The sequence below is a fragment of the Occallatibacter savannae genome (assembly GCF_003131205.1).
In the GTDB taxonomy this organism is placed as follows: Bacteria; Acidobacteriota; Terriglobia; order Terriglobales; family Acidobacteriaceae; genus Telmatobacter; species Telmatobacter savannae.
In genome coordinates, this window is the sequence record NZ_QFFY01000004.1 from 206,590 (window position 1) to 230,635 (window position 24,046).

General features: G+C 60.2%; 21 protein-coding genes. 18 read left to right on the forward strand and 3 right to left on the reverse strand.

All coding sequences use genetic code 11. From position 1 onward, the window contains the following. The first annotated feature begins 47 nt into the window (after positions 1 to 47). From DHV10_RS15860 to DHV10_RS15940, 17 genes are all read left to right on the forward strand, one after another. Entirely contained in the window at positions 48 to 1,022 is a 975-nt protein-coding gene (locus tag DHV10_RS15860) for a sugar phosphate isomerase/epimerase family protein (RefSeq protein WP_109487362.1), read from the forward strand. 41 nt (positions 1,023 to 1,063) lie between these two features. Next, the gene (locus DHV10_RS15865; RefSeq protein WP_109487363.1) at positions 1,064 to 2,383 is read left to right on the forward strand and encodes a Gfo/Idh/MocA family protein; all 1,320 of its coding nucleotides are present in this window, start codon (positions 1,064 to 1,066) and stop codon (positions 2,381 to 2,383) included. 81 nt (positions 2,384 to 2,464) lie between these two features. Beyond that, a complete protein-coding gene (locus tag DHV10_RS15870) occupies positions 2,465 to 3,337 on the forward strand; it encodes a TIM barrel protein (RefSeq protein ID WP_109487364.1) in 873 nt (290 codons plus the stop codon). Positions 3,338 to 3,385: 48 nt separating this feature from the next. Beyond that, the gene (gene uxaC, locus DHV10_RS15875) at positions 3,386 to 4,804 is read left to right on the forward strand and encodes a glucuronate isomerase (RefSeq protein ID WP_239461787.1); all 1,419 of its coding nucleotides are present in this window, start codon (positions 3,386 to 3,388) and stop codon (positions 4,802 to 4,804) included. Between the two features lie 91 nt (positions 4,805 to 4,895). Continuing rightward, positions 4,896 to 6,053: an ROK family protein gene (locus DHV10_RS15880; protein WP_204101438.1), complete on the forward strand. Its 1,158-nt coding sequence runs from the start codon at positions 4,896 to 4,898 to the stop codon at positions 6,051 to 6,053. A gap of 210 nt (positions 6,054 to 6,263) precedes the next feature. Next, positions 6,264 to 7,397, forward strand: coding sequence for an HlyD family secretion protein (locus DHV10_RS15885; protein WP_162601580.1), 1,134 nt, complete (start codon positions 6,264 to 6,266; stop codon positions 7,395 to 7,397). Further along, complete coding sequence (locus DHV10_RS15890) at positions 7,394 to 8,638, forward strand: efflux RND transporter periplasmic adaptor subunit (protein ID WP_109487366.1); 1,245 nt, start codon at positions 7,394 to 7,396, stop codon at positions 8,636 to 8,638. Before DHV10_RS15885 ends, DHV10_RS15890 begins: the two co-directional genes overlap by 4 nt. A gap of 2 nt (positions 8,639 to 8,640) precedes the next feature. Next, a complete protein-coding gene (locus tag DHV10_RS15895; RefSeq protein ID WP_109487367.1) occupies positions 8,641 to 9,936 on the forward strand; it encodes an efflux RND transporter periplasmic adaptor subunit in 1,296 nt (431 codons plus the stop codon). Continuing rightward, a complete protein-coding gene (locus DHV10_RS15900) occupies positions 9,936 to 11,228 on the forward strand; it encodes an ABC transporter permease (protein ID WP_109487368.1) in 1,293 nt (430 codons plus the stop codon). The genes DHV10_RS15895 and DHV10_RS15900 overlap by 1 nt, the downstream gene beginning before the upstream one ends. A 74-nt stretch (positions 11,229 to 11,302) precedes the next feature. Beyond that, positions 11,303 to 12,943 (forward strand): TolC family protein, encoded by a 1,641-nt coding sequence (locus tag DHV10_RS15905; RefSeq protein ID WP_109487369.1) that lies wholly within the window; start codon positions 11,303 to 11,305, stop codon positions 12,941 to 12,943. Positions 12,944 to 13,371: 428 nt separating this feature from the next. Next, complete coding sequence (locus tag DHV10_RS15910) at positions 13,372 to 13,935, forward strand: hypothetical protein (RefSeq protein ID WP_109487370.1); 564 nt, start codon at positions 13,372 to 13,374, stop codon at positions 13,933 to 13,935. A gap of 85 nt (positions 13,936 to 14,020) precedes the next feature. Further along, positions 14,021 to 14,581, forward strand: a complete 561-nt coding sequence (locus DHV10_RS15915; protein WP_109487371.1) for a hypothetical protein — start codon at positions 14,021 to 14,023, stop codon at positions 14,579 to 14,581. 17 nt (positions 14,582 to 14,598) lie between these two features. Continuing rightward, entirely contained in the window at positions 14,599 to 15,375 is a 777-nt protein-coding gene (locus DHV10_RS15920) for a hypothetical protein (protein ID WP_109487372.1), read from the forward strand. Between the two features lie 9 nt (positions 15,376 to 15,384). Then, complete coding sequence (locus DHV10_RS15925; protein ID WP_109487373.1) at positions 15,385 to 17,031, forward strand: hypothetical protein; 1,647 nt, start codon at positions 15,385 to 15,387, stop codon at positions 17,029 to 17,031. 82 nt (positions 17,032 to 17,113) lie between these two features. After that, positions 17,114 to 17,425 (forward strand): ASCH domain-containing protein, encoded by a 312-nt coding sequence (locus DHV10_RS15930; RefSeq protein ID WP_109487738.1) that lies wholly within the window; start codon positions 17,114 to 17,116, stop codon positions 17,423 to 17,425. 132 nt (positions 17,426 to 17,557) lie between these two features. Further along, positions 17,558 to 18,994 (forward strand): phosphoglucomutase/phosphomannomutase family protein, encoded by a 1,437-nt coding sequence (locus DHV10_RS15935; RefSeq protein WP_109487374.1) that lies wholly within the window; start codon positions 17,558 to 17,560, stop codon positions 18,992 to 18,994. Positions 18,995 to 19,083: 89 nt separating this feature from the next. Then, a complete protein-coding gene (locus DHV10_RS15940; protein WP_109487375.1) occupies positions 19,084 to 19,371 on the forward strand; it encodes a Dabb family protein in 288 nt (95 codons plus the stop codon). Positions 19,372 to 19,404: 33 nt separating this feature from the next. Here DHV10_RS15940 and DHV10_RS15945 read toward each other — a convergent pair whose 3' ends face one another. Both DHV10_RS15945 and DHV10_RS15950 read right to left on the reverse strand, forming a co-directional pair. Continuing rightward, positions 19,405 to 20,682 (reverse strand): energy transducer TonB, encoded by a 1,278-nt coding sequence (locus DHV10_RS15945; RefSeq protein ID WP_109487376.1) that lies wholly within the window; start codon positions 20,680 to 20,682, stop codon positions 19,405 to 19,407. 99 nt (positions 20,683 to 20,781) lie between these two features. Then, positions 20,782 to 21,543, reverse strand: coding sequence for an RNA methyltransferase (locus tag DHV10_RS15950; protein WP_162601581.1), 762 nt, complete (start codon positions 21,541 to 21,543; stop codon positions 20,782 to 20,784). Between the two features lie 159 nt (positions 21,544 to 21,702). Between DHV10_RS15950 and serB the strand changes: the two genes are divergently transcribed. Continuing rightward, positions 21,703 to 22,932 carry a phosphoserine phosphatase SerB gene (serB, locus tag DHV10_RS28010; protein ID WP_109487378.1) on the forward strand — a complete coding sequence of 410 codons (1,230 nt, stop codon included), beginning with the start codon at positions 21,703 to 21,705 and terminating at the stop codon, positions 22,930 to 22,932. 27 nt (positions 22,933 to 22,959) lie between these two features. Here serB and DHV10_RS15960 read toward each other — a convergent pair whose 3' ends face one another. Next, entirely contained in the window at positions 22,960 to 23,940 is a 981-nt protein-coding gene (locus DHV10_RS15960; RefSeq protein ID WP_162601582.1) for a creatininase family protein, read from the reverse strand. Positions 23,941 to 24,046: the final 106 nt, after the last annotated feature.

Genomic DNA, 24,046 nt, shown 5'->3' on the forward strand with positions numbered 1-24,046 from the left:
ATCCGCGGCACAGCAGTACGGGATCTGGCCGCACGAGGAAATCACCAATGAGCATCTACTCCCGCCGGACATTTCTGATGGGGTCCGTGGCGGCAGCGTCTCTCTGCGCAATGCGGACCTTTGCAAAAACCGATAAATCGCCCTTCAAGATCGCGGTGATCACCGACGAAATCTCCCAGGACTTCGATCACGCCTGCCAGGTAGCCTCGCACGATTTTGGAATGCAGTGGGTTGAGCTACGCGCACTGTGGGGCAAGAACATGATGGATCTGAAGGAAGACCAGATCGGGGACGCGCAAAAGATCCTTCAGAAATACAACCTGCAGGTCACAGATATCGCGAGCCCGCTCTTCAAGACGGACTGGCCGGGAGCGCCGAAGTCCCAATACGGGTCGAAGGGCGACATGCACGGCGCTGCCGAAACGACCTTCAAGCAGCAGGACGAAATCCTGGAGAAGTCCATCGCGCTGGCGAAGCAGTTCAAGACGAACAAGGTGCGGTGCTTCGATTTCTGGCGTCTGGACGATCAGAAGCCGTACCGCGATGCGATTGACGCGAAGCTGCGCGAAGCGGCGGAGAAGGCCGGGAAGCAGGGCATCCTGCTGGTGCTGGAGAACGAGTTCGAGTGCAACACTGCGACCGGCCGCGAATCGGTGCGGACGCTCGGCGCAGTGAAGTCGCCCTCGCTGGCGCTGAACTGGGATCCGGGCAATGCGGTGATGCGCGGTGAAATGGATGCCTACCCGACGGCGTGGGAGATGCTGCCGAAGCATCGCATTCACCACTGCCATGTCAAGAACGCGGAAAAGAACGACGCCGGAAAGATCGTGTGGGCGCCTACAGGCAAGGGCGTCATCGACTGGACCGGGCAGTTCCGCGCGCTGAAAGCGGCGGGCTTTAGAGATGCCGTGAGCCTCGAGACGCACTGGCATGGAGAGGCAACGCCAGAGGCGTCCAGCAGAGTCAGCTGGGCCGGCATGAAGAAGGCTCTTGCCGACGCCGGCGCAATGCAGGCAAGCTGAAAACTTTCGGTCGCTGGAACCATCATTATCTGGGAGGGTACGTGATTACACGACGTGAATTTCTTGACACGCTTGCGACCGGAACGGCAGGGCTCGCCATCGCGTCGACCGCAAAAAGCTATGGACAGATCATGGGATCGAACGACCGGCTGAACTTCGCCGTCATCGGCCTGCACTCGCGCGCCTATGCGCATCTCTCGTCCCTGAAAGCGAATAAGGCCTCTGCCCGCATAGCGTACGTCTGCGATGTGGATACGAACACGATGAAGAAGTTCGCGGCCGAGACGGAAAAGGAGATGGGCGAGGCTCCGAAGACGGACCAGGACTTCCGAAACATTCTCAAGGACAAGGAAGTCGACGCGATCACGATTGCAACGCCCGATCACTGGCATGCGCCGATGGCCATCCTCGGCCTTGAGGCAGGCAAGCACGTTTACGTGGAAAAGCCGTGCAGCCACAATCCCGGCGAGGGAGCGATGCTGGTGCAGGCGCAGAAGAAGTACGGCAAGCTGGTGCAGATGGGAACGCAGCAGCGTTCGAGCGCGCATACCATCGAGATCGTCGACAAGATTCACAATGGCGAGATCGGCCGCGCCTACATGGCAAAAGCCTGGTACGTGAATACGCGCAAGTCGATCGGGCACGGCAAAGAAGCACCGGTGCCGCCGCAGTTGAACTGGGACCTCTGGCAGGGACCAGCGCCGCGCCGAGCGTATACCGACAACATCCAGCCTTACAACTGGCACTGGTTCAAGATCTACGGAACCGGCGAGACGCTGAACAACGGCACGCACGAGATCGACGTCTGCCGCTGGGCGCTCGGCGCGGAACTCCCGGAGCGCATCAGCGCGCAGGGCGGGCGGTATCACTACAGCGACGACTGGCAGTTCTATGACACGCTGGTCACGAACTTCGAGTATCCCGACAAGATGATTTCGTGGGATTGCCGCTGCTGCAACGGCATGAAGGTCTACGATCGCGATCGCGGATCGGTGATCATCGGCACTACAGGGTCGGTGCTGGTCGATCGCGATGGTTACGAGATTTACGATCTCAAAGGCAAGAAGACCGGCGAGAAGAAAGCCGGGTCCGAGACCTCATCCAACGATCTCATGGGGCGCGACTCGATGACCGACGCTCACTTTGCCAACTTCATCGCCGGAATAAAAAAAGGCGAGAAGCTGAACGCGCCGGTTTCAGTGGGCAATGTTGCTGTGACGATGCTTCAGCTTGCGAACGTGGCATGGGACGTGAAGCGTGTTCTGAACCTAGACACCGCCGAAGGCAAGGTGCAGCACGATCCCGAAGCGATGAAGCAGTGGAATCGCACCTACGAAAAGGGTTGGGAACCGCACTTGTAGCCCGAGTGCGCAACCGATGAGTTGCGCATCTGATTTTTTGAGCTTGTTCTGTTTCGCGCAGATTTGAGGAGTCGAATCGAAATGAAAGAAAACGTTTCACGCCGGCGTTTCCTGCAGGGAAGCGCGCTGGCAGCAGCCGGAGTGTCTGCGCCGGGCTTGCTGCCTGCTCTCGTTCCGTCAGAAGAAACCGGGAAGCCGAGTCCGATTCAGCTCGGCATTGCGACGTACACCTTCCGGGCATTCACGCGCGACAAGATGATCGAATCCCTGAAGCAGCTCGGGATCGATCAGATCAACGCAAAGGACATCAAGGACCATCTGCCGACTGACCCACAGCAGGAAGAGGCGGCGCTGAAGGACTACGCTGCCGCCGGAATCAAGCTGCACGCGGCAGGCGCCATCTACTTCCGCAAAGATGAAGACGACGACATCCGCGCCAAGTTCGAATACTGCAAGCGCGCCGGCATCGGAGTCATCGTGGCGGGCGATCCCACTCCGGAGACTCTGCCGCGGGTGGAAAAGTTCGTCAAGCAGTACGACATTCGGATCGCGATTCACAATCACGGTCCTGAGGATCCGGTCTGGCCCTCGCCCCTCGACATCCTGAAGCTGGTCAAGAATCTCGATCCGCGCATCGGCTGCTGCATCGACGTAGGGCACACGGTCCGCGCCGGCACAGACGTTGCAGAAGCCATCCATCTGGTCGGGCCGCGCCTCTTCAATATGCATATGAAGGACCTCTCGGACTTTAAGGCGAAGGAAAGCCAGGTGGCGGTCGGCCGCGGGAAGATGCCGGTGCGGGATATCTTTGCGGCGCTGGCGAAGATCAACTACAAGGGATTCGTCGATCTCGAATATGAGATCCACGAGCAGGATCCCTTGCCGGGCGTGATTGAAAGTATCGCTTACATGCGAGGCCTTCTGACCGGGATGGGATATCACCCGAACAGCTAGTACGCGAAATTGCGGCACTGTGTTCTGAAGCTGCTCAGAGCCTCTACGATGGAGTCAAAAAAAGGATTCACGGAGATGCTGTTACATCCAGATCGTCTTTTTCCAGCGGACCCGAGTGCAAGGAATATAGCTCGGGAACTTTACGCTGAGATCTCTCCTCTGCCGCTGGTCAGCCCGCACGGCCATACACAGGCGGTATGGTTTGCGAAGAACGAACCGTTTCCCAATCCTGCCGCGCTGTTTGTGCAGCCCGATCACTACATCTTTCGCATGCTCTACAGCCAGGGAGTCTCGCTCGACGATCTCGGCATTGGGCAGAAAGAGATTAAGGATCCGCGGAAAGTCTGGCGGCTGTTTGCGAGCCACTACTACCTGTTTCGGGGAACGCCGACGCGGATGTGGCTCGACTACTCGTTCCAGGAGGAGTTCGGCCTTGCGGAGCGGCTCTCGGAGAAAAACGCAGATCACTGTTACGATGTAATTGCCGAAAAGCTTCAAACGCCGGAGTTCAGGCCGCGTGCCCTCTACGAGAAGTTCAATCTTGAAGTGCTGGCAACCACCGACTCGCCGCTCGATTCGCTCGACGACCACCGGAAAATTCGCGAGTCGGGATGGAAAGCGCGGATCATTCCGAATTTCCGCCCGGATGCGGTTGTCGATCCTGACTTTCCGGATTTCGCCAGGAATGTCGCCCGCCTCGGCGAGCAGACCGGCGAAGACGCAGGCTCGTGGCGGGGATACCTCGCTGCTTTGCGCAAATGTCGCGAGCGCTTCCGCCAGGCCGGATGCACCGCGACCGACCACGGCCATCCCACGGCGCAGACGGCCAACCTGAACGAGTCCGAAGCCGGGAAGTTGTTTGCGGAAGTCATTGCGGGTAGAGCCGATGCCGCGGGGCGCGAGCTTTTTCGTGCGCAGATGCTCACCGAAATGGCCGCGATGAGCCTGGACGACGGCCTGGTGATGCAGATCCACCCAGGAAGCGTGCGCAACCATAACGTTGCATTGCAACAGCGCTACGGGCGCGACATGGGCGCCGACATCCCGCAGGCTGTGAACTACGTCTCGGCCTTGCACCCGCTGCTGTCGCGCTTTGGGAACGAAACGAAGCTCACGATTATTCTGTTCACCCTCGACGAAACGACATATGCCCGCGAACTGGCGCCTCTGGCCGGTCATTATCCGTGCCTTCGGCTGGGCCCCGCGTGGTGGTTCCACGACAGCCCCGAAGGAATGATGCGCTTCCGCGAGCAGGTCACCGAAACCGCGGGCTTCTACAACACCGTGGGTTTCAACGACGACACCCGAGCCTTCCTCTCCATCCCGGCTCGCCACGATGTAGCCCGCCGGATCGATTGCGCTTTTCTCGGCCGCCTGGTTGCGGAGCATCGGCTCGACGAGGACGAAGCGCGCGACGTTGCGCATGCGCTCACCTACAGGCTGGTGAAAGAGGCATACAAGCTTTGAGAGCCCCTACCGCAACCCGAACGGGAGTACGCGCTTTCGATGCGTCATGGCGCTGCGGCCCTGAACGGCCGGCGGGAAGGATGCGAAGCCGATGATGCCGATGCTCCTGTTGGAAGAGAAGCAGAGTGCGTCCAATCGAACCCCGCGTCAGATCAACCGCAACGTCATTTTCAATCAGGTTCGGATGCGCCAGCCGATTTCGCGCGCCGAGCTGGCGCGTGTCTCCGGCCTGCAGCGAAGCACGGTGTCGCTCATTGTGGAAGAGTTGCTGCGCGAGCGATGGATCGTGGAAGGGCTCATCGGCGACGCGCCGCGAGGCCGCAAGCCAACCGGTCTCCACGTCAACGAGAAGCGCACGGTTCTGGCTGTCGACGTGCACCCCGCGCAAACAACGTTGGCAGTCGCCGACCTGTCGGGGCGTATCACCACGCAACGGGAACTTCAGCTGCCGAGCGAGCCACAAAAGGTGATCCGTGCGATTGTCAGCGGAATCAAGAAGATTATCGCGGAGCATGCCGACTGCTCCTTTGAGGGCATTGGACTGACGGTGCCGGGCCGCTTCAGCCACCAGTTGAAGAAGACAATCTTCGCGCCCAACGTAGGCTGGCCGATTGCGCAGATCAAGTCGAAGGTCGAAGAGGCGACGGGTCTGCCTGTGGTGGTCGACAACGTCGCGAACGCATGCGTTCTGTCCGAGGTGTGGTTCGGAAGCACCGAGGAGATGCACGACATCGTGCTTGTGAACGTCTCCGAGGGCATCGGCACGGGCATCTTCGTCAACGGCGGCCTCGTGCGCGGCGCAGGCGAGATGGCGGGCGAGTTCGGCCACGTGCAGATCGACCGGGATGGCATTCCGTGCGGCTGCGGCAGTCGCGGCTGCTGGGAAACGCTGGCATCGAATCGCGCCGGGCTCAGGTATTACAAGGAGATCACCGGCGAGTCTCTGCCGTCGATTGACGTGCTGCTCGACCTTGCCGAAAAGAAAGATCCGCACGCGAACGAGGCGCTTACCAGGATGTTCCGGGCGCTGGGGCAGGGCTTGCACATGATCGTGACGACTCTTGCTCCCAGCCAGATCGTGCTCGTCGGCGAATTCACGCGGGCCTGGGCGCGGGCGTGCTCCATCATCAGTGATGAATTGCGCAAGTTTCCGCTTCCGGCGCTTCCCATGCTGCGGATGGCGACTGAGCCCGGCACGGCGCGGCTGCGGGGCGGAGTTGCTCTCGTCATGAGCGAAAAGCTCCTGTAGACGCCGACCTCCCGGAGCGGTCCTGACGAATAAAGCTCGAAAAACTGGAAACGAAGGACCGGCTGTTCCGTCTATCGGCATAGCGGTTCAAACCTGATTTCTCAATCCGCCCTGGATTTGGCTGGGTAAATCTCCGGCGCTATATTGAGTCAGCCCTTTTTGTTCGTTGTAGTCAGACGTGTATTCACGTGATGCTGGGAGCAGGCTGAGGTGAATAGCGAATTAGCTCCTCCAAAAGCGGAACCCGAGACGGTGCGGGAAGGCGCCCGACGCGATCGGCTGCGAAGTTTCTGGCTTTTGGGGTCGATTGCAGTTGTGATCCTGATTGCCGCCGCGACCTTCGTCATTCGCAGGCCGCAAGCAGCACCGTCCGATTCTGCGAAGCCGGTGCTTGCCGGTACGCGAGCCTCCGCTTTGCAGGTCCGGCTGACTGGGAAAACGCAGGCAGTTACGTCCAGGGCGATCCTGGCTCCGGTTCTGTCAGGGCAGCAGTTCAGCACGTTGACGGTCATCAGACTGGTTCCGACCGGGAGCAGGGTGAAGAAAGGCGATGTGTTGGCGGAGTTCGATCGCCAGACGCAACTGCGGGACTTCATCGATAAGCAGGCGCAGGCTGAAGACCAGAACGGAAAGGTTCTCCAGGCCCAGGCCGCTGAAGTGGCTGCGAAGGCGAAAGACCAGACGGAACTCGAACTGGCCGAGACGGCGCTGAACAAGGCTGAGCTCGAGATGAAAAAGGTCGAGCTGCTTTCGCGCATCGATGCGGAGAAGGCACAGGAGACCCTCGACGAGGCCAAAGCCACGCTGGCGCAATTGAAGACGACATTTGCATTGAAACGGAAGGCGGCAGCGGCGGCCATCCGCGTGCTTGAAATCCAGCGGGATAGAACGCGCGAGACGATGACGCATGCGCAGACAAATGCGGCCTTGATGGAAGTTCATTCCCCGATCGACGGAGTTGTTGTCTACAACACCATCTGGAAAGAAGGAACCATGGGCGAGGTGCAGGAGGGAGATCAGGTGCGCCCCGGGGTTCCTTTCATGCAGGTGGTTGATCCGACGGAGATGGAGGTGCATGTTCAGATCAACCAGGAGGATCTGGCCGGTCTTCAGGTTGGCGAGCAGGCGCGGGTGCATCTGGATGCGTACCCCGATCTTGGATTCAAGGGCAAGCTGGTGTCGATCGATCCGATGGGAAAACGGGGCGACTTCTCGGCGCGAGTGCGAAACTTCTCCGCGACATTCAGCATTGAGGGCAACGATCCGCGACTGATGCCCGACCTGTCCGCTGCTGTCGACGTAGAGCGCACGGCTTCCGCGCACTCGCAGGGAGGCGCGGAGTGAGCAGGCTGCGTCGCATATTCGCTGGGCACCGCAACATCGCGATCGCGGCGCTGATCCTGGCCTGTAGTGCCGGACTGTTTGGGTGGGTGCGCTCGGTGAAAAGGGATCCGACGGAGCCGGTGTTCCAGGTGCAGCGGTCTGAGTTTCTGGATGTGCTGCAGTTTCGCGGAGAGCTGAAGGCAGCGCGCACGGTATCGATCTCCGCTCCTTCTGACATCGGCAATGTGCAGATCGTGAAGATAGCCGCTGACGGAAGCGCGGTGAAGAAGGGTGAAGTCGTCGTCGAGTTCGATCCGTCGAAGACGAAGTCGGAGCTGGACCAGGATCGCTCCGTTTTGAAGTCGGCGGATGCGCAGATCAAGCAGGGGCAGGCCGAAGGAAAGCTCACCGAAGAGAAAGATACGACCGCCGTATTGAAGGCCAGATACGATCTGGAGGCTGCAAAGCTGGATGCGAGCAAGAGCGAGATTCTTTCAGAGATCGAAGGCGCTGAAGCCCGCCTCAAGGTGAAAGATGCTGAGCAGACGCTGCGCGAAGCCGAAGAAACGCTCAAGTCCGATCGCGCGAAGACCGAGGCCACGGTGGCGGCTTACCGGTCGGCCAGCGCCAAGGCGAAGTTCGACGCAGACCGAGCGGCGCACTCGCTCGATCGCATGGTTGTGACCGCGCCGGCAGATGGAACGATCCGTCTTGTTCCTGTGTGGCACGACGGTGCGGAGACGCCCTTTAAGGCGGGGGATCGTGCGTGGCCCGGATCGGAAATTGCGGAGCTTCCTGACGCGACCTCTCTGCATATCGTCGCGCACGTAGACGAAACCGAACGCGGACGGCTTACGGTTGCGCAGCCGGCCACCGTGCAGCTCGACGCGATTCCAGATCGACAGTTCACGGGAAAGATTCAACGCATCGGCACAATCGCGAGCATGGACTTCTCCGCCGGCTGGCCTTTTCCACGCAACTTCGACCTTCAGGTTGCAATCGACCAGACCGATCCACGGCTGCGCGCGGGAATGAATGTCCAGGTCACTGTGATTGTGGAACGCGTTCCGAATGCCATCTCGATTCCGGCGCAGGCGTCGTTCATGAAATCGGGACGTACAGTGGCGTACGTCTGGGATGGATCGAAGTTTTCAGAGCGAACGATTCAGATCGATCGCCGTAGCCGTGATCGTTGCCTGGTCTCCAACGGGCTCGAGCCGGGAGATCGCGTTGCCCTTAAAGACCCGCTGGTGAAGGAATAGCGATGCGAAAGCGCAGCCGGATCATCCTCGTGCTCATCGTCATCGCTCTCGCGGCGGTCGGGGGTTTGATCGCCATGAGCCGCAGCCGTCCCCTTGCTGGTGCCGACTCGATTCCCATCGCCGAAGTCGCACGAGGCGATCTCAGCATCGATGTTCACGCCACCGGAGAGCTGAACGCGACGCAATCGATGATGCTGGCGGCCCCGGCCGTCGGCGGCGATGCGCTGCAGATCACCCGGCTCGCCCAGACCGGCGATGTCGTGAAGAAGGGCGATGTGGTGATCGAGTTCGATCCGAGCGAGCAGCGCTACAAGCTCGAGCAAAGCCACTCCGAACTACTGGGGGCCGAGCAGGAAATCATCAAGGCCAAAGCGGATGCCGAAGTGCTCACAGCACAGGACAAGGTTGCGCTGCTCAAGGCGAAGTACGACGTTCGCCGTGCGGAACTGGATGTGAGCAAGGACGAACTGCTGAGCAAGATCGACGCCCAGAAGAACGAATTGGCTCTGCAGGGCGCAAAGCGCGCTCTGGCTGAGCTGGAGAAAGACATCGAGTCGCACCACGCGTCAGGACAGGCCGCGGTATATCTCGCACAGGAGAAGTACAACAAGGCCAAGCTGGCCATGGATCAGGCGCAGCAGAATCTCGAGCACATGCGCGTCACCTCGCCCATGGATGGGCTCGCTTCCATCCAGAAAAATATGAACGCCTCCGGCGGGTTCTACTTCACCGGCATGTCCGTGCCGGACTACCGCGCAGGCGATCAGGTGCAGCCAGGCAGCTCCATTGTGCAGGTGCTCAATCCAGCGAGCATGAATCTCACCGCGCGCATCCCTGAAGACCAGCACGCCAATGTAAAGCAGGGCGAGGCTGTGACCGTGCGTTTCGATGCGCTGCCGGACCGCGAGTTCAAGGGCACGGTGAAAGCTGTCGGCGGCATGACCATTGCTTCGGTCTTCGGCGGTCCGTCGATGCACGGCTCCGACGTGACCATCGATCTGGCCGGCACCGATCCCCGTCTGCGTCCCGGGCTCACCGCCGATGTTCTTATTCAGGGTTCGCCGCAGCGCTCCGTGCTCTCGGTTCCGCGCCAGGCGCTCTTCATGAAGGACGGAAAGCGAGTGGTGTTCGTGAAGAAGGGCGCCAGCTATCAACAGCAGGCCGTCACAGTAAAGGGCGAGAGCGAGAGCCGCGTGATCATCGACGGCCTGTCGGAGGGCACGCCGCTTGCGCTCCTCGATCCAACAGTCCCACAAAAGACCACCGGCTCCTCCGCGGCCGGAACGGGAGCAATCTGATGCCGGTCCTTGCGCCCGAACGCCGCGCCGTATTCGTTTCCATCTCTCAGGCCTGGGGGCGCGATGCCGAGCTTGGCTTGAACAATCTCCTCGTTCATCGAACGCGGTCTCTCCTGACGATGCTGGGCATGATCTTCGGCGTTGCGGCAGTGGTTGCGATGCTTTCCATTGGCGCCGGCGCCCGGCAGAAGGTGATGGCGCTCATTGAACAGATGGGCGTGCGGAACCTGATCGTCGAGGCGAAGGAGACGCTCGAGTGGCAGGCGCACAGCAAGGTGCGCCGGACCTCACCGGGTCTGACGCTGACCGACTATCGCGTCATCACCGACGACCTGACGGGCGTCCTTGCCTCCACGCCGCGCAAACGGATCGTACCATCGAAGGTGATCCCCAAGCCGCAGCAGGAGATGCCGACGCTCTACGGCGTCAAGCCCTCGTATCAGCAGATCGCGCGGCTGCAGGTTCTTGAGGGATCGTTCTTCAGCGAAGAAGACGAGAAGGCGGGAGCGCCAGTCTGCGTGCTGGGGTCGGCCGCGAAGTGGAGTATTTTCGGAACCGGGCGGGCTGTCGGCGAATACGTCAAGGTCAACGAACAGTGGTTTCGCGTAGTCGGCGTGGTGAGCCCGCAGTTGAGTTCGGCGTCCTCCGTGGCGGGCACGCCGGCGGTGGACTCGAACAACATCATCTATGTTCCGCTTCAGGCAGCAATGCAGCGGATCGAGGACAGCTACAGCGAGACGCGCGATGAGATCGACGGGATCTATGTGGAGCTCAAGGATGAGTCCGCTATTCCGACCGCCGCGCAACTGACGCGCGCCATTCTCGATTCGTCGCACCATGGCGCGGACGACTTCAGCATCATCGTTCCGGCCGAACTGCTGGCCGAGCAGAAACGCACCGAGCACCTCTTCAACATCGTCATGGTAGCGATTGCCGCGATCTCTCTTCTCGTCGGCGGCATCGGCATCATGAACATCATGCTCGCCAGCATTTTGGAACGTACTCGCGAAATCGGCTTGCGCAGAGCAGTCGGCGCGCGGCAGTCGGACATCGTGCGTCAGTTCGTTGTAGAAGCAACGATGATCTCGTTTGTCGGCGGCACGATCGGCGTGCTGCTGGGATGCGTGATCTCACGTGCAATCGCATGGTTCGCCGGCTGGTCCACGGTGGTCACGTTCGGCTCCATCGCGCTGGCATTCCTTGTGTCGCTTTCAGTAGGACTTGTGTTCGGAATCTACCCTGCTACCAAAGCTGCTCGCCTCGATCCGGTGGAGGCGATTCGCTACGAATGAAGTGGAACCCGGAGCGCTGATCCATCGCCTGCGCCTGTTCAGGCAGCGCTCATGCAGGATTTTGCGGAGAACGAATGATTCAAAGAGCCCTTGGTCTATTTCTGGTCGCCTGCTGTGCCCTGTTTTCAGCTTCTGCGCAATCTTCAGAGAGCTATCGAGGGATGCTCACTGCGCGAGTTCGTTCCGGCAAGCTGCCCACCTCAGATCGAATCAAATCGTATATGCAGGACGGAAAGATCCGGATCAGCCTGCGCGATGCCATCCTGCTGACACTTGAGGCCAACAGCAATATCCAGATCGAAGAAACGCAGATTGAGGCGAGCAAGTTTGCTCTGCTCGGATCGTTCGCACCGTTCGATCCTCTGCTGACGAGCAACTTCACGGTTGCCAGAACTTCGACGCCCACCTCATCGCAGCTGCAGGGTGTCGGCCAGACGAGCAGCTCGACGCTGAATTCGCTAAGCCAAAGTGCGCTCATCAACTATGCGCAGATGTTCTCCACAGGAACCAGCATCTCCGCCGGGCTGACCGGAAGCCGCTCGTCGACGAACAGCGGCTTCTACTTCCTCAATCCCAACTACGCCACGGGCCTCTCTCTCGGATTCAGCCAACCACTGCTGCGCAATTTCGGCCGCTCAGCAAATTTGGCCCAGATCCGCATCGCGAGACGGGCTCTTACCGAGTCGCGCTCTGTGTTCGCCGCCGAGGTCAACGACACCATTCAGCAGGTAATTGGCGTTTACTGGAGCGCAGTGCAGGCGCGGGGTGCTCTCGAAGTGCAGCAGCGCACGCTCAAGCTGGCCGAGACCAGCTATAACCGCGACAAGCGTTCGCTCGAGCTCGGCGCGCTGCCGCCGCTCGATATCAGCCGCTCCGAGTCGGAAGTCGCAGCGAGGCGTGTCGAGCAGATTCAGGCGCAATACGCTCTGCTGCAGGCGGAGGAAGCTCTCCGCCTGATGATCGGCGCCGATCAGGATCCGCAGCTCAAATCCGCAGACCTGGAACTGACCGAAAACGCGCAGCCGACCGGCGAGGTTGAAAACGTCGACTTTGATCAGACGCTCTCCACGGCCTTGAGTTCGCGGCCTGAGATAGCGGCGGCGAAAGAAGCGCTGGCCATCGACCAAACCACCATTGGTTACGCGCGCAATCAGCTGAAGCCGGCATTGAACCTCAGCGGGCAATACCTCTCAAACGGAATTGGCGGCAACCAGTACGACCTGGTCACCGGCCAGCTCACGTCGCAGGGAGGACTGGGATCCTCGTTCAGTCAGCTCTTCGGGTTCGGATATCCCAGCTACCAGGGCTCCCTCACCCTGAACTTCCCCGTTCGCAACCGCGCAGCGCAGGCACAGCTTGGCAACGCGCAAGTCAACCGCACGCGCGATCTCTACAGCAGCCGGCAGGCCGAAGAGGTGATCACGCGGCAGGTGAGGGATGCCGTCAATCAACTCAACACGGCAAAGCTTTCTCTCGCGGCCGCGAACACTTCGCTGGATCTGTGGAAGAAGTCGCTTGCTGCCGACCAGCGAAAGTTCGAACTCGGCGCGGAGACAAACTTCTTTGTGCTGGACGCACAGAACCGGCTCGCCCAGGCCGAACTGGCGCAGCTTCAGGCCGAGGTCAGCTACCAGCTTGCCCTCGCGGCAATTCGCCACGCCACCGGAGACCTGCTCACGCCTTACCAGATGCAGCTTGAGGCGGCGTCGAAGTAGGACGGCTCGCGGCGTTGCGGGATTGGGCGACCAGGGGCGAAAGCGGAGTTTGGCAGGTTTACCGGCCCTCAAAATCCTGGCAATTTTTTGACCTATGGAATTGGCCGCAAGTGCTGGAGAATGCGACAGTTACGGAAGAGTTAGTTACTTAAGTCTGTGGCACTGCTGGTTTGCGATTTCGTGTCGAACGCCTGCCTAACCTCAATCTTTTCAGTGATATTGCGGGTAATGTCATCCGGGCAGCTCGAGCTGCCCAGCGTCGCTTCGGGACAGTTTTGACCGAAAAAGGAACCTCCATTACCTAAGTGCCGTGGGAGCAATGCTTTGCTTCTCATATAAACGCCATGGGTTACGAGATGCGACGCGTCGGTGGCCCTTCGCGAACACGCTGGCGAAGCAGTGTTGACAAGATCCCACTCGGAGGAAAGATGAAGACCGGAAGATTCTCTTGGGCTGTGATGGTTGGGGCCGCGATCGCGCTCTCCGCCTCCTTCGTGTCTGCGCAGGGCATTAACTCCACCGCGCAGCCGATTACGCTTAGTGCAAAGCTGAACGAAACGCTTACCCTCAACCTGTCGTCGAGCACGGTGAATTTCAACCTGAGCGCCGGCAGTGCCACGAACGCCGGAACCTCGGGCGTTACCGCCACCACGACGTGGGTACTGGCCCCTGGCCGCGCCAACGTGAACGTCTACGCTTATTTCGCCAGCTCGACGGCTGCTCTGACTGACGGAACCAACAACATTCCGTCTTCCGCTTTCTACATCAAGGATGGAACGAACCCCGCGGCTGCGCTGACCAACAGCTACACGGGCTTCGGCGGAACAAATGCCGCACTGCTGCTGGGAACCACGGCGATCACCACCGCGAATCGCAGCTCGAATCGCACCGACGCCATGACGTTCAACATCGACCTCAGCACCGGCACGCTGCCGCAGCTCCCGGCGAGCACCTACGCTGGAACGCTGACCATCCAGGCACAGGCACTCTAGACCAAACGGCGGGGCGGCAGCTGCAGAACAGCAGCATGCGCCCCACTCACCTTGCGTTTGATAGCTGACGGGATAGAAACGCGCGATGCGGATGCTGGTCAAACTCGGAACCGTAGTGGCTGCAGCAATCTCGGCCATCCTCGTTTCGGCGCCGTGCTACGGGCAGGTGCTGAACTCGGGAGCGAGCCCCATTGCTCTGAATGCGGTTCTTCCGGATTCGATCACGCTGACGCTTTCAAGCCATGCGGTCAACTTCACGCTGACCGGCGGGAGCGCGAGCAATCCCGGCAGCACCGGTATTACTGCGACGACGAGCTGGGTGCTGAAGCCAAGCGTTGGCAGCCTGAACCTCTACGCGTTCTTCAGTTCATCCACAGCAGCGTTGACCGACGGCGCCGGGCATAACATTCCGTCGGCTGATTTTCAGATCTCCGATAACGGCGGCGCTTTCGCCGGGCTCACCAACACGGTGCCGTTCGGCGGAGCCAACGCTGGACTCCAGGTTTCGTCCGTGCCGATCCGGGGATACAACAAGACGGGCACGAACAGCGACCTGATGACGTTCAATATCAATCTGGCGCCGCTGCCGAATCTGCCGGCAGGCGTATACACCGGAACCCTGACGATCCAGGCTCAGGCATTCTGACTTCTCTGGGTAGGAATATGAAAGCACTTCCTCTGTTAGCGAGTGGGATTTGTGCGCTTGCGTTCACCGCGGGCGCGGCGGCGCAGACGGTACGGCCCGTGATCAGCGAGCTTGGCAATCCGGCTAAGGGCCGCGTGGAGTATGTCAACGACGGAGATACGCCGCTGAACGTGGTCCTGGAGGCAAAGAGCTTCACTGTTTCAGAGACGGGCAGCGTGGACTACAGACCGCTCGACCCGAGCATTCACTTGAAGCTCTCGGCAACGAGCTTTCGCATTCAGCCCAAGCAGAGCTACTACGTTTTCTATGAAGCGAGCACGACGCCCAATCCGAACTGGTTTGTGATCTATGCGTCGTTTTCAGGTTTTGCGTTTCGCACCGCGCAGGGTATGAATGTGCGGCTGCAGCTGCCGCATACCGTTTATCTGCTGCCCAAGGAGAAGCCGGAGAAGGCGGATGTGCGCGTGGTGCGCGCGGAGCTGGATGAGGCTCACGACAAGGTTCTGCTCGAAGTGGAGAATACCGGCAACAACTTTGGGCGCGTACTGCAGACCCAGCTCGCGAACGGCAAAAAGAAGCAGGAGGCGCCCGGTTTTCCCATCTTCCCGCACAGCAAACGCATGCTTGAAGTGCCGCTCGATGCGAAGTCTGTGAAGGACGCGTTTCCAACGGATGTAAGCCTGCAGTTTGAGAACTTCAAGGTCGAAGAAAAACTGCAGATCAAGCCGAACAGCAATCTCGAGCTCGCCTCGGCAACGCCGGCGGCCTCCGCGCAATCCGGGGAGAAGCACTAGAGCACTGCGATGCGGCCGCAAGCCCAATGCGCGCTCCTGCTCACTGCGATGCTGGCCTCGGCAGGAGCAAGGTGCCAGGTGTTTCGCGTGCAGGGCGGAACATCGACGATGCTGAATGCGCAGGGCGGATCGGTTGAGTTCAAGGCGCCCAAGTATGCCGGAAGCGTCAACCTTGGCTACTTCGACGGGCATCTGCGCTACGGCGCTGAGAACCGCTATCAGTTTCAGCGCTTCACGCTCCTCACCGGCGATGAGACGGTTCCGTACGTTCTGCCTACCGATGTCTTCGACGCGAGCCACTACTTCTCAGTGCGCGGTATCGGCCTCAGCCACAAGGATGCGGTGCTGAACTACTACGCCTTCGCAGGGACGACCTCGACGTGGCTGGGCACCGGAATCTTCAACGCGGCAACCAGCGACGATCCTGTGGGCATGCTGTTCTACGAGCGCAAAATCAGCGATCATTTCAAGTTCTTCTCGCGCAACATCCTTTCGCGCCGGCAGAGCCTCTTGCAGGGTTTGGAATACCGGCCCAACAAGGCGGTGAGGGCGTCGGCGATCGGCGGCGTCGGTTCGAACCAGAAGTACTTTGCAGCTGCGCTGGATGCTGAGACCCAGAAGCTGATCTTCAGAACAAGCTACGTGGTGACTGGCAAGTCGTTTCAGCGTATCTCTCTGGCGACTCCGCTCAGCTCCGAGGTCGATAAAGGAAATGCGCAGCTGCTGTATAAGCCTTGGGAAGGCGTAAGCTTCACGGCCGGGCACCAGAATCTGCTGGAGCCGGTGACGCTGGGCGGCACCATGCAGCGGGCATCTGTAAATCAGCTTTCAGCCGACTTTCGCCTCGGAAAATTCTACTTCGGAACCGGTCAGTTTTCTTCCACCAGCTCAGGGCTCGGCACGCAGGGGACAAATATGTACGCCGGCACCCGCCTCGGGCGTGTGCTCGAGGTGAATGAGAACTGGTTCAGAAGCAGGTCGGATGCGGGGCCGAGCACCACGATGCTGTCGGGAACGATCCGGGAGAATCTCTCATCGCGGCTGAGCCTGCTGCAACTCATCTCTCGTACGGCCGGACAAACGACCGTTTCTTTTGGAGGAGACTTCACTAGCAACCGTCTGATGCTGCAGGCCGACTATCAGAATGTCTACCTCCCCTTCCGGCCCGATCATCCCTTCGAGCAGGCGCTGGCGCTGAATGCGGCCGTGAGGGTCACCGGGCCGCTGCAGGTGACGGCGGCTTCCAATGTCGATCCGACCGGGCATGTGCGCTACACGTTTGGCCTGAGCACGTATCTGTATCGCGTAAACGGGATGATTTCCACCTCGCGGTCTGACTCGTTTTCGATCGCGAAGTTCGTCGTTCAGGGCACCGTAAAGGACGATCACGGCGATCCGGTCGAAGGGGCGGCTCTGCGCATCGGCAAGGAGACCGTCTACAGCGACAGCACCGGCGTCTTTCTGGTGCGCATGGGCAAGCATGGGCCGTTTGCGCTGGCGGTAGTGCCGGATGAATTCACCGCCAATGGTGTATACGAGGCGGTCTCTGCACCTGCTACGGTGAGGGCTGAGGCGGACGAGGCTGCGGCGAACGTAGAGGTCGTGATCCGCAGAGTGCCGCCTGACCGGCTGAAGAGCGTGGCTGCGAAGAAATAGCTCCGGCCGCGTTATCTTGATGAGGACGGCGGAAAGAGCCTTACGGGCTTCCCCCAAAATGAATTCTGGGTCTGGTCAGCAAATGCAATTCACCAAACGATTGCGCGAGGGCGTGCGCAGGGGCGAGATTACGTGCACGGTGCGGATATGGACGCGACTGCAGGTGCGCGTCGGCGGCCGCTACAAGATGGAAGACGGCGAAATCGAGGTGGATTCAATTGAGCCCATCGGGTTCCCGGATATCACGCCGCAACTTGCCCGGGCCTCTGGCTTCGCGGGCGTGCTCGATCTGCTAAAGGTGGCGAAACACGGCAAGGGCGAAAAGATCTACCTGATCCGCTTTCACTACGTCCCGCCACGCAAGAAGGCATCGGCCCCGCGCAAGGTGAGTTGAAGCCCAAATCTGCATCTCAATGAACATGGGGCTTCGTTTGTCTGGACAGTGCCGGCGGTGTGCCCGGTTGCCGGACCTCGGCTGAGTGCTGGATTATGGATACTTCTGCAAGGAGAACGACTTAACTCGAAGATGGCTCATCCTCAAATCAAGTTTGGAACCGACGGCTGGCGCGGCGTTATTGCCGATGATTTCACGTTCGCAAATGTAAAGACCGCCGCGGGTGCGATCGCCGCGTACATCCACGCGCAGGAAGATCCCGCGAAGGGGATCTGCATCGGCTACGACACGAGATTCGGCTCCAGGGCCTTCGCGCGTACGTGCGCCGAGGTCGTGGCCGCTACCGGAATCAAGGTTGCCCTGGCGAACGACATTACGCCGACGCCGGCGCTGAGCTACGGCGTGCGCGAACGCAATGCGGCAGGCGGCATCATGATCACGTCCTCGCACAATCCGGCGCAGTGGAACGGCGTCAAGTACAAGGCGTGGTACGGCGGGTCAGGCAAGCCTTCCATCATCGCTGCAATCGAGACGTATCTCGACAAGCCGGCTCCGCAGGCGAAGCAGGCGGCTGCGATTGAAGAGGTTGATTTCCTTCCGCCGTATCTCAAGGCGATTGAGAGCTTCGCGGATCTGGATCTGATCTCGAAGTCGGGGATGAAGTTCGCGATCGATTCGATGTACGGGGCGGGACGCACGATCCTCTCGGAAATCTTCACGCGCATCGGCGTAGATCATGTGCAGATTCGCGGAAACCCGGATCCGCTGTTTCCGGGAATCAATCCGGAGCCGATCGAGCCGCATATCCGTATGCTGGGCGAGACCTGCGTGAAAGAAAAGTGCGACGCCGGCCTCTGCACGGATGGCGATGCGGACCGCATCGGCGCGACGGACGAGCATGGGAATTTTGTCGATCCGCACAAGATCTTCTCGGTGCTGCTGAGCTGGGTTCTGCGGCGCAAGGGATGGCCCGGCGCGGTGACGCGAGCCTTCAACACAACCAAGATGCTCGACCGCATCGCGCAAAAGCATGGGCGGGAGCTGATCGAGCACGGCATCGGTTTCAAGTTTGTGTGTGACTACATGCTGGAGCGCGAAATCGTGATGGGCGGCGAGGAGTCCGGCGGCATCGGGTTCCAGCGGCATTTACCGGAGCGCGATGGCTTGCTCAACGCGCTGCTGCTTGCAAACGTGATGGCCGAGGAGAAGAAGACGCTGGGAGAACTGGTGGCCGATCTGCAGAGCGAGTACGGCGAACACCAGTACGGCCGCATCGATCTGCATATTCCCGACGAGCTAAAGAACGCGGCGATCGCGCGCGCGAAAGCTCTGAAGACCGGCGACACGGCAATCGGCGGAATGGCAGTGCTGCGGCAGGAGACACTCGACGGCGTTAAGTTCTACCTCGTAAATCCCGAGGCCAAATCGAAGCCGAATGCGGCAGAGACGTGGATTCTGTTTCGCGCGAGCGGGACCGAGCCGCTGCTGCGGATCTACACGGAGTCGACGTCGAAGGAAGCGGTTGCAAAGCTGCTGGAGAGCGGCAAGAAGTTCGCAATGGGGCAGTGAAGAGTAGGAGTCACAAGCTTTCAGCTCTCAGCCTTCCGCTTTCAGCAAGGGCTTGAGAGCCCGGTGCGGCTTAGCGATCGAGGGGTGACGTGTTCATACACATCTTTGGGTTTCGATGGAAGGCGAACGCGACGGACGCGGACAAGGCACGCGCAACGCGGGAGATTCGCGCGTTTCAGGGGACGATTCCCGGGTTGATCGATGTGGCGGTTGGCGAGAATTTATCGCCGCGCGGACAGGGGTACACGTTTGCAGGGCTGATGCGGTTTACAGATCGCGCAGCGTGCGATGTGTATGCGACGCATCCGATGCACATGGCACTGCTGGAGTGGCTGGTCCCGCTGATCGATCCCGTGGAACTGGACTTCGAGGCCTGAAGAACTGTTCTCAGTTCGTAGTTCACAGATCGGCTATTGCGGCGTCGTGGGCTGCGCCGGTTGCGTTGCTGCGTCCGTCTGCTGCGCGGCTTGCGGCTGCTGGCTTCTCGCTTCGAGGACCTTTGCCGTATACGGGCCGGGTAGAGAAGCGGGCTTCTCGTTAATTACCTGCGTAGCCGCTTGCGACGTACGCTTCGAGTAGATGCGGAAAGAGACAATAAGGTCGAGCGAAACCGGGACGGGTTTGCCTTCCTTCAGAGCGGGCTGGAATGTGGCGCTGCGAATCACCTTCTCAGCATTTTCATCAAGACCGAACCCGATGGGCCGGCCGGCAATGACCTGCTGAACTTTGCCGTCTGTGCCGATCACTGCATGATAGAGGGCCATTCCGGCGATGCCGCTCGACTGCGCAAATTCATTGGAAGGCGGATCGATGGCCGTGTTGAGCTTTGCTTTCTGATCGACTGCGCTTTGGCGGAAGATGCCCGGATCGGCCGCCTTGAAGTCCGCCTTCGCTGCGGCGGCCTGGTAGTAGAGACGCCAGAAGTCGGGCATCGCGGCGATCATGCGATCGTCGATGCCGATGGAGAAGACCTTGTCCAGCGCAGTCAGCAGCAGCTGCGAAGCGTGAGCGGGCGAGGTCGTCTTCGTGTGTTCCTTCTCGCCTTTGTCTGAAGGGTCAGCAACGGGCGCCTTCGAGAGCGACTCGTCCGACGACGCGTTTCCTGTCCCATCGGCATCTTCGCCCTTGTGCTTGTGTTTCTTTTCCTTCTTCGGCTTCTCCACCTGCTCGCGATCAAAGGAGATGCGGACTGTCTTCTTCTTCGGTGTGATCTTCACGCGGTCTGTGGCCTTGGTTGGATCTTCGAAAGGCGCCGCCCCAAGGAAGTGCAGGCCGTAGCGATCGCCCTGCAGTTCGAGCTTGTGCTTGGAGAGCTTGACCTTATTGATCTGAACCTGGCTCAGAGTGAAGGAACCCTGCGCGGACTTGCTGGTGATCTTGCCCTGCTCGTCGAACTCGAGATTATTGTCCTGGTATCCGTCGCGCACATAGAGCGTCTTGCCCACGAGAAGCTGCTTGAGCTGATCCTCTTTGAATTCCCCGGCGGTGGTCTGGAGCGAGAACGCTCCCGCGGTGAGCACAGGATTCGTTTCTGGAGCAGAGCGCGTGTAAGGAGCAACGCCTGAGTTTGCGTCAGCGCTCGCGGCGGGCGAAGAGGCAGCGGGAGCTTGAGCGAATGCCGTGATGTTCAGAGAGGCGATGGCGAGGCACGCATGAAGCACGCGGGGTGTCGGGATGAACTTGCGCATCCGGGTACCTTTCCTGATGGATCGAGGGCCTGAATAAATTGTATGAATCCGCCCGCATTTTGATATCACCCGTAAGTTGTTGTTGCATGAAATGTAACGTTACGAGTTTCTCCGGTCCTCAAGCTGGCGGAGAATCCGGCGAAATAGGCCGAGGGCGCGGCGCTGATCGGCGGGATTGAGGTTCAGCCTGCGGAGCATGAGGCGGAGGTCGTGCTCATTGGCTGCGCGCATGTTTCCCGGGGAGTAATTCGAGGCGAGCATGACCTGCTGGATGAGTCCGGTGAGCACGTCGAGGTTGCCGGAGGTGGCACGCGACGCAGCCGCAGGGCTGGGGGTATAAGGGTTTTCGGTTGCGTCGCCGGACCGGATGGCGATCTCGTAAAGGCAGACGGCCGCGGCCTGGCCGAGGTTCATGGACGGCTGACCCGCATCGGTGGGGATCTCGACGAGGTGATGGCACCAGGAGAGGTCTTCGCGGGTGAGGCCGTGTTTCTCTGGGCCGAAGATGATGGAGATCCTGCTGGAAGGCTGGTCGAGTTCGCGGGTAACAAGCTGAGCGATCTCATCGAGGCACACGACCGGCTGCTCGGGCTTGCGGTGAGTCAGTGTGCCGGTGCCGAGGACCAGAGTGCAGTCGCGAACGGCTTCGGCAAGAGTGCTGGTTTCGCGAGCCTTTGCGAGAAGTTCCGGCGCGCCGACGGCGGAGCGCGCTTCGCGCCAGTGCGGCTCGTATGCCGAAACCACTGCAAGATCCACGAAGCCGAAGTTGGCCATTGCGCGGGCGACAGCGCCGATGTTCAGGGGATTCCGCGGCGAGACGAGGACAATGGAGATGCGGTCGCGTTGGGCCTGAGTGAGCAAGGGATGATTGTAGAACCTGCGCGGGACAAGATCGGCACCGGATGAAAGTGTCGTTACGATGATGCTTGTTCCTCTCCCACCCTAAACGCAAAAACCGCGTTTAGGATGGGGCACCCGGAGGCCCGGCAGGATTGGCCGCTCTTTTATAGTCGAGAGAGCATGTCCTCTGCAGACCCAGGCAAGACCGTCCTCCTTCATTTTTCCGGGCATGACCGGCCGGGGCTCACGTGCGAGCTGACAGGCGCGCTTGCGCGGCATCCGATTGTCGTCCTGGACGTGGGCCAGGCGGTGGTGCATGAGGCGCTGTCGCTGGGGATTCTGATCCGGGTGCCGGAGCAGGGCAGTTTCGCGCCTCTGAAAGCGGAGCTGACCGAGCGTGCGCACGCACTTGATCTGCAGGTGCGGTTCTCGCCGGTTCGGGCAGATGCGATCCAGCACTGGATGCGCGGGCTGCATCACCAGCACTTCATCGTCACGATACTTGCAAGATCGATCGGCGCGGCGGAGCTGGCGCGCGTGACCAGGATCGTCTCCGCGCACCAGATGAATGTGGATCGCATCGATCGGCTGTCCGGAGAGCTCGCGCCCGCGGATCCGTCTGCGAACGCATGTGTCGAGCTGGCGGTGAGCGGCGATGGATCGCGCGAGGCAGGGATGCGCGCGGATTTCCTGGCGGCTGCGCAGGAGCTTTCCATCGACATTGCGTTTCAGCGGGAGAGCATCTTCCGGCGCAATCGGCGTCTCTTCGCCTTCGATATGGACTCAACCCTGATCCAGGGCGAGGTCATCGACGAGTTGGCCAAGATGGCCGGCGTGGGCGAGCAAGTTGCGAAGATCACGGAAGCGGCGATGCGTGGCGAGCTGAAATTTGACGAGAGCTTTACCAGAAGGGTAGCGCTGCTGAAGGGACTGCCGGCTGAGAAAGTGTACGCGCTGGTGGATGCGATTCCGATGGCAGAGGGCGCCGAGCGGCTGATCCGCACGCTCCGCATGCTGGGGTACAAGACTGCGATTCTCTCCGGCGGATTTACATTCTTCGCGCATCATCTGCAGACACGCCTCGGCATCGACTACGTCTACGCGAATGAGCTTGAAATCGCCGACGGCGTGGTGACGGGGCGCGTACTGCCTCCGATCGTGAATGGCGAGCGCAAGGCTGCGCTACTCGGCGAGATTGCGGATCGCGAAGACATCTCACTCGAGCAGGTGGTCGCAGTCGGGGATGGCGCGAACGATATCCCGATGTTGAAAGTTGCGGGCATGGGGATCGCGTATCGAGCGAAGCCACTGGTGCGGCAGAGCGCTCCACAGGCGATCTCGGCACTGGGGCTGGACGGGCTGCTCTACCTGATCGGCGTGCGAGATCGGGATCTGCACGAGGTGCGGTGAAAGCGCGGATGCGGCCTCACGTGACTCTCATTCGATCTGATGTTTGCTGAGCCATTCGACTTGTTTCTGCGCGAGCTCTCGATCGTGCGCGCGTTCGGTCTTGTCGCCGATTGCATCGCGCGGATCGAGCTGATCGTAGAAGCGCGGCAGAGTCGCGGGGTCGAGACCACCGATGATCTGCTGCGACACTTGAGCCATCTTCGCAGCGCATGAAGTCATGACGGCCTTGCCTAGTGCTGCGGAAGCCTGGCGTGGAGAACCGTAGTAGCCGGGCCAGTCGGGCTTAGCCGCGAGAGAATACAAATCCTCGAAGGTACTCGCGGTCAGAGGCATTGCGGACTTGTATCCCGCGTCGATGAGTTCCGGATGGAGGAAGAGGATCTGGCTGTGCTCGCCCGCGCCTGCATGCACCGTGAATCCGTCTTCCTCGGCGGCCTTCTTGTCGAGGACCTTTGCGACAGTGTCGTAGCACTCGTTCACAGTCGTCAGACCGAAGAGGTGCACCATCGTTCCGCCGTAGGTGTCGTGGAAGAAGGCGGAGACCTGCGTGAGCGCCCGGTTGTGCGCGGGATCGCCATGGTCGTGAACGACGAAGATCCAGCGAAAACCCTGCTCGCCCAGGGAACTGGCCAGATCCATATAGATGGCGCGGAACGTAGCGAGCCGGACCGTCACCGACCCGGGGAAGTTCCATTTAGCACCCATGCAGTTGGCTCCGCAGAAGCCAAGAGGAATCTCCGGAAAGACAACGATGGTCCACCCTGGTGTTCGTGCGAGCGACGTGGCGAGCTGTTCGGTGTAGTAGCGATCGGCATAGCCATCGGTGTAGACGGGCAGATAAGGACCGTGCTCTTCGAGGATGCCGCCGGGGATAAGAACGACGGTCCTGGCGCGATCAAGTTTCGCGATCTGCGTACTCGTCAAGTCGGTGAAACGGAGTATTTGGGCTGTGCCGACGGACGAAAGAAAAACGATGCAGAGAACAATCCGGAGAGCGAATACTTTCATTTCAACCCCAGGTAGCGTCATCAACAATGTGATCGTGTGTGAGAGCATCTTGCCCTGCGAGGCGACAGAAAAGCAAATGCGGGTTTTTGCGGACGCCGGATGAAAC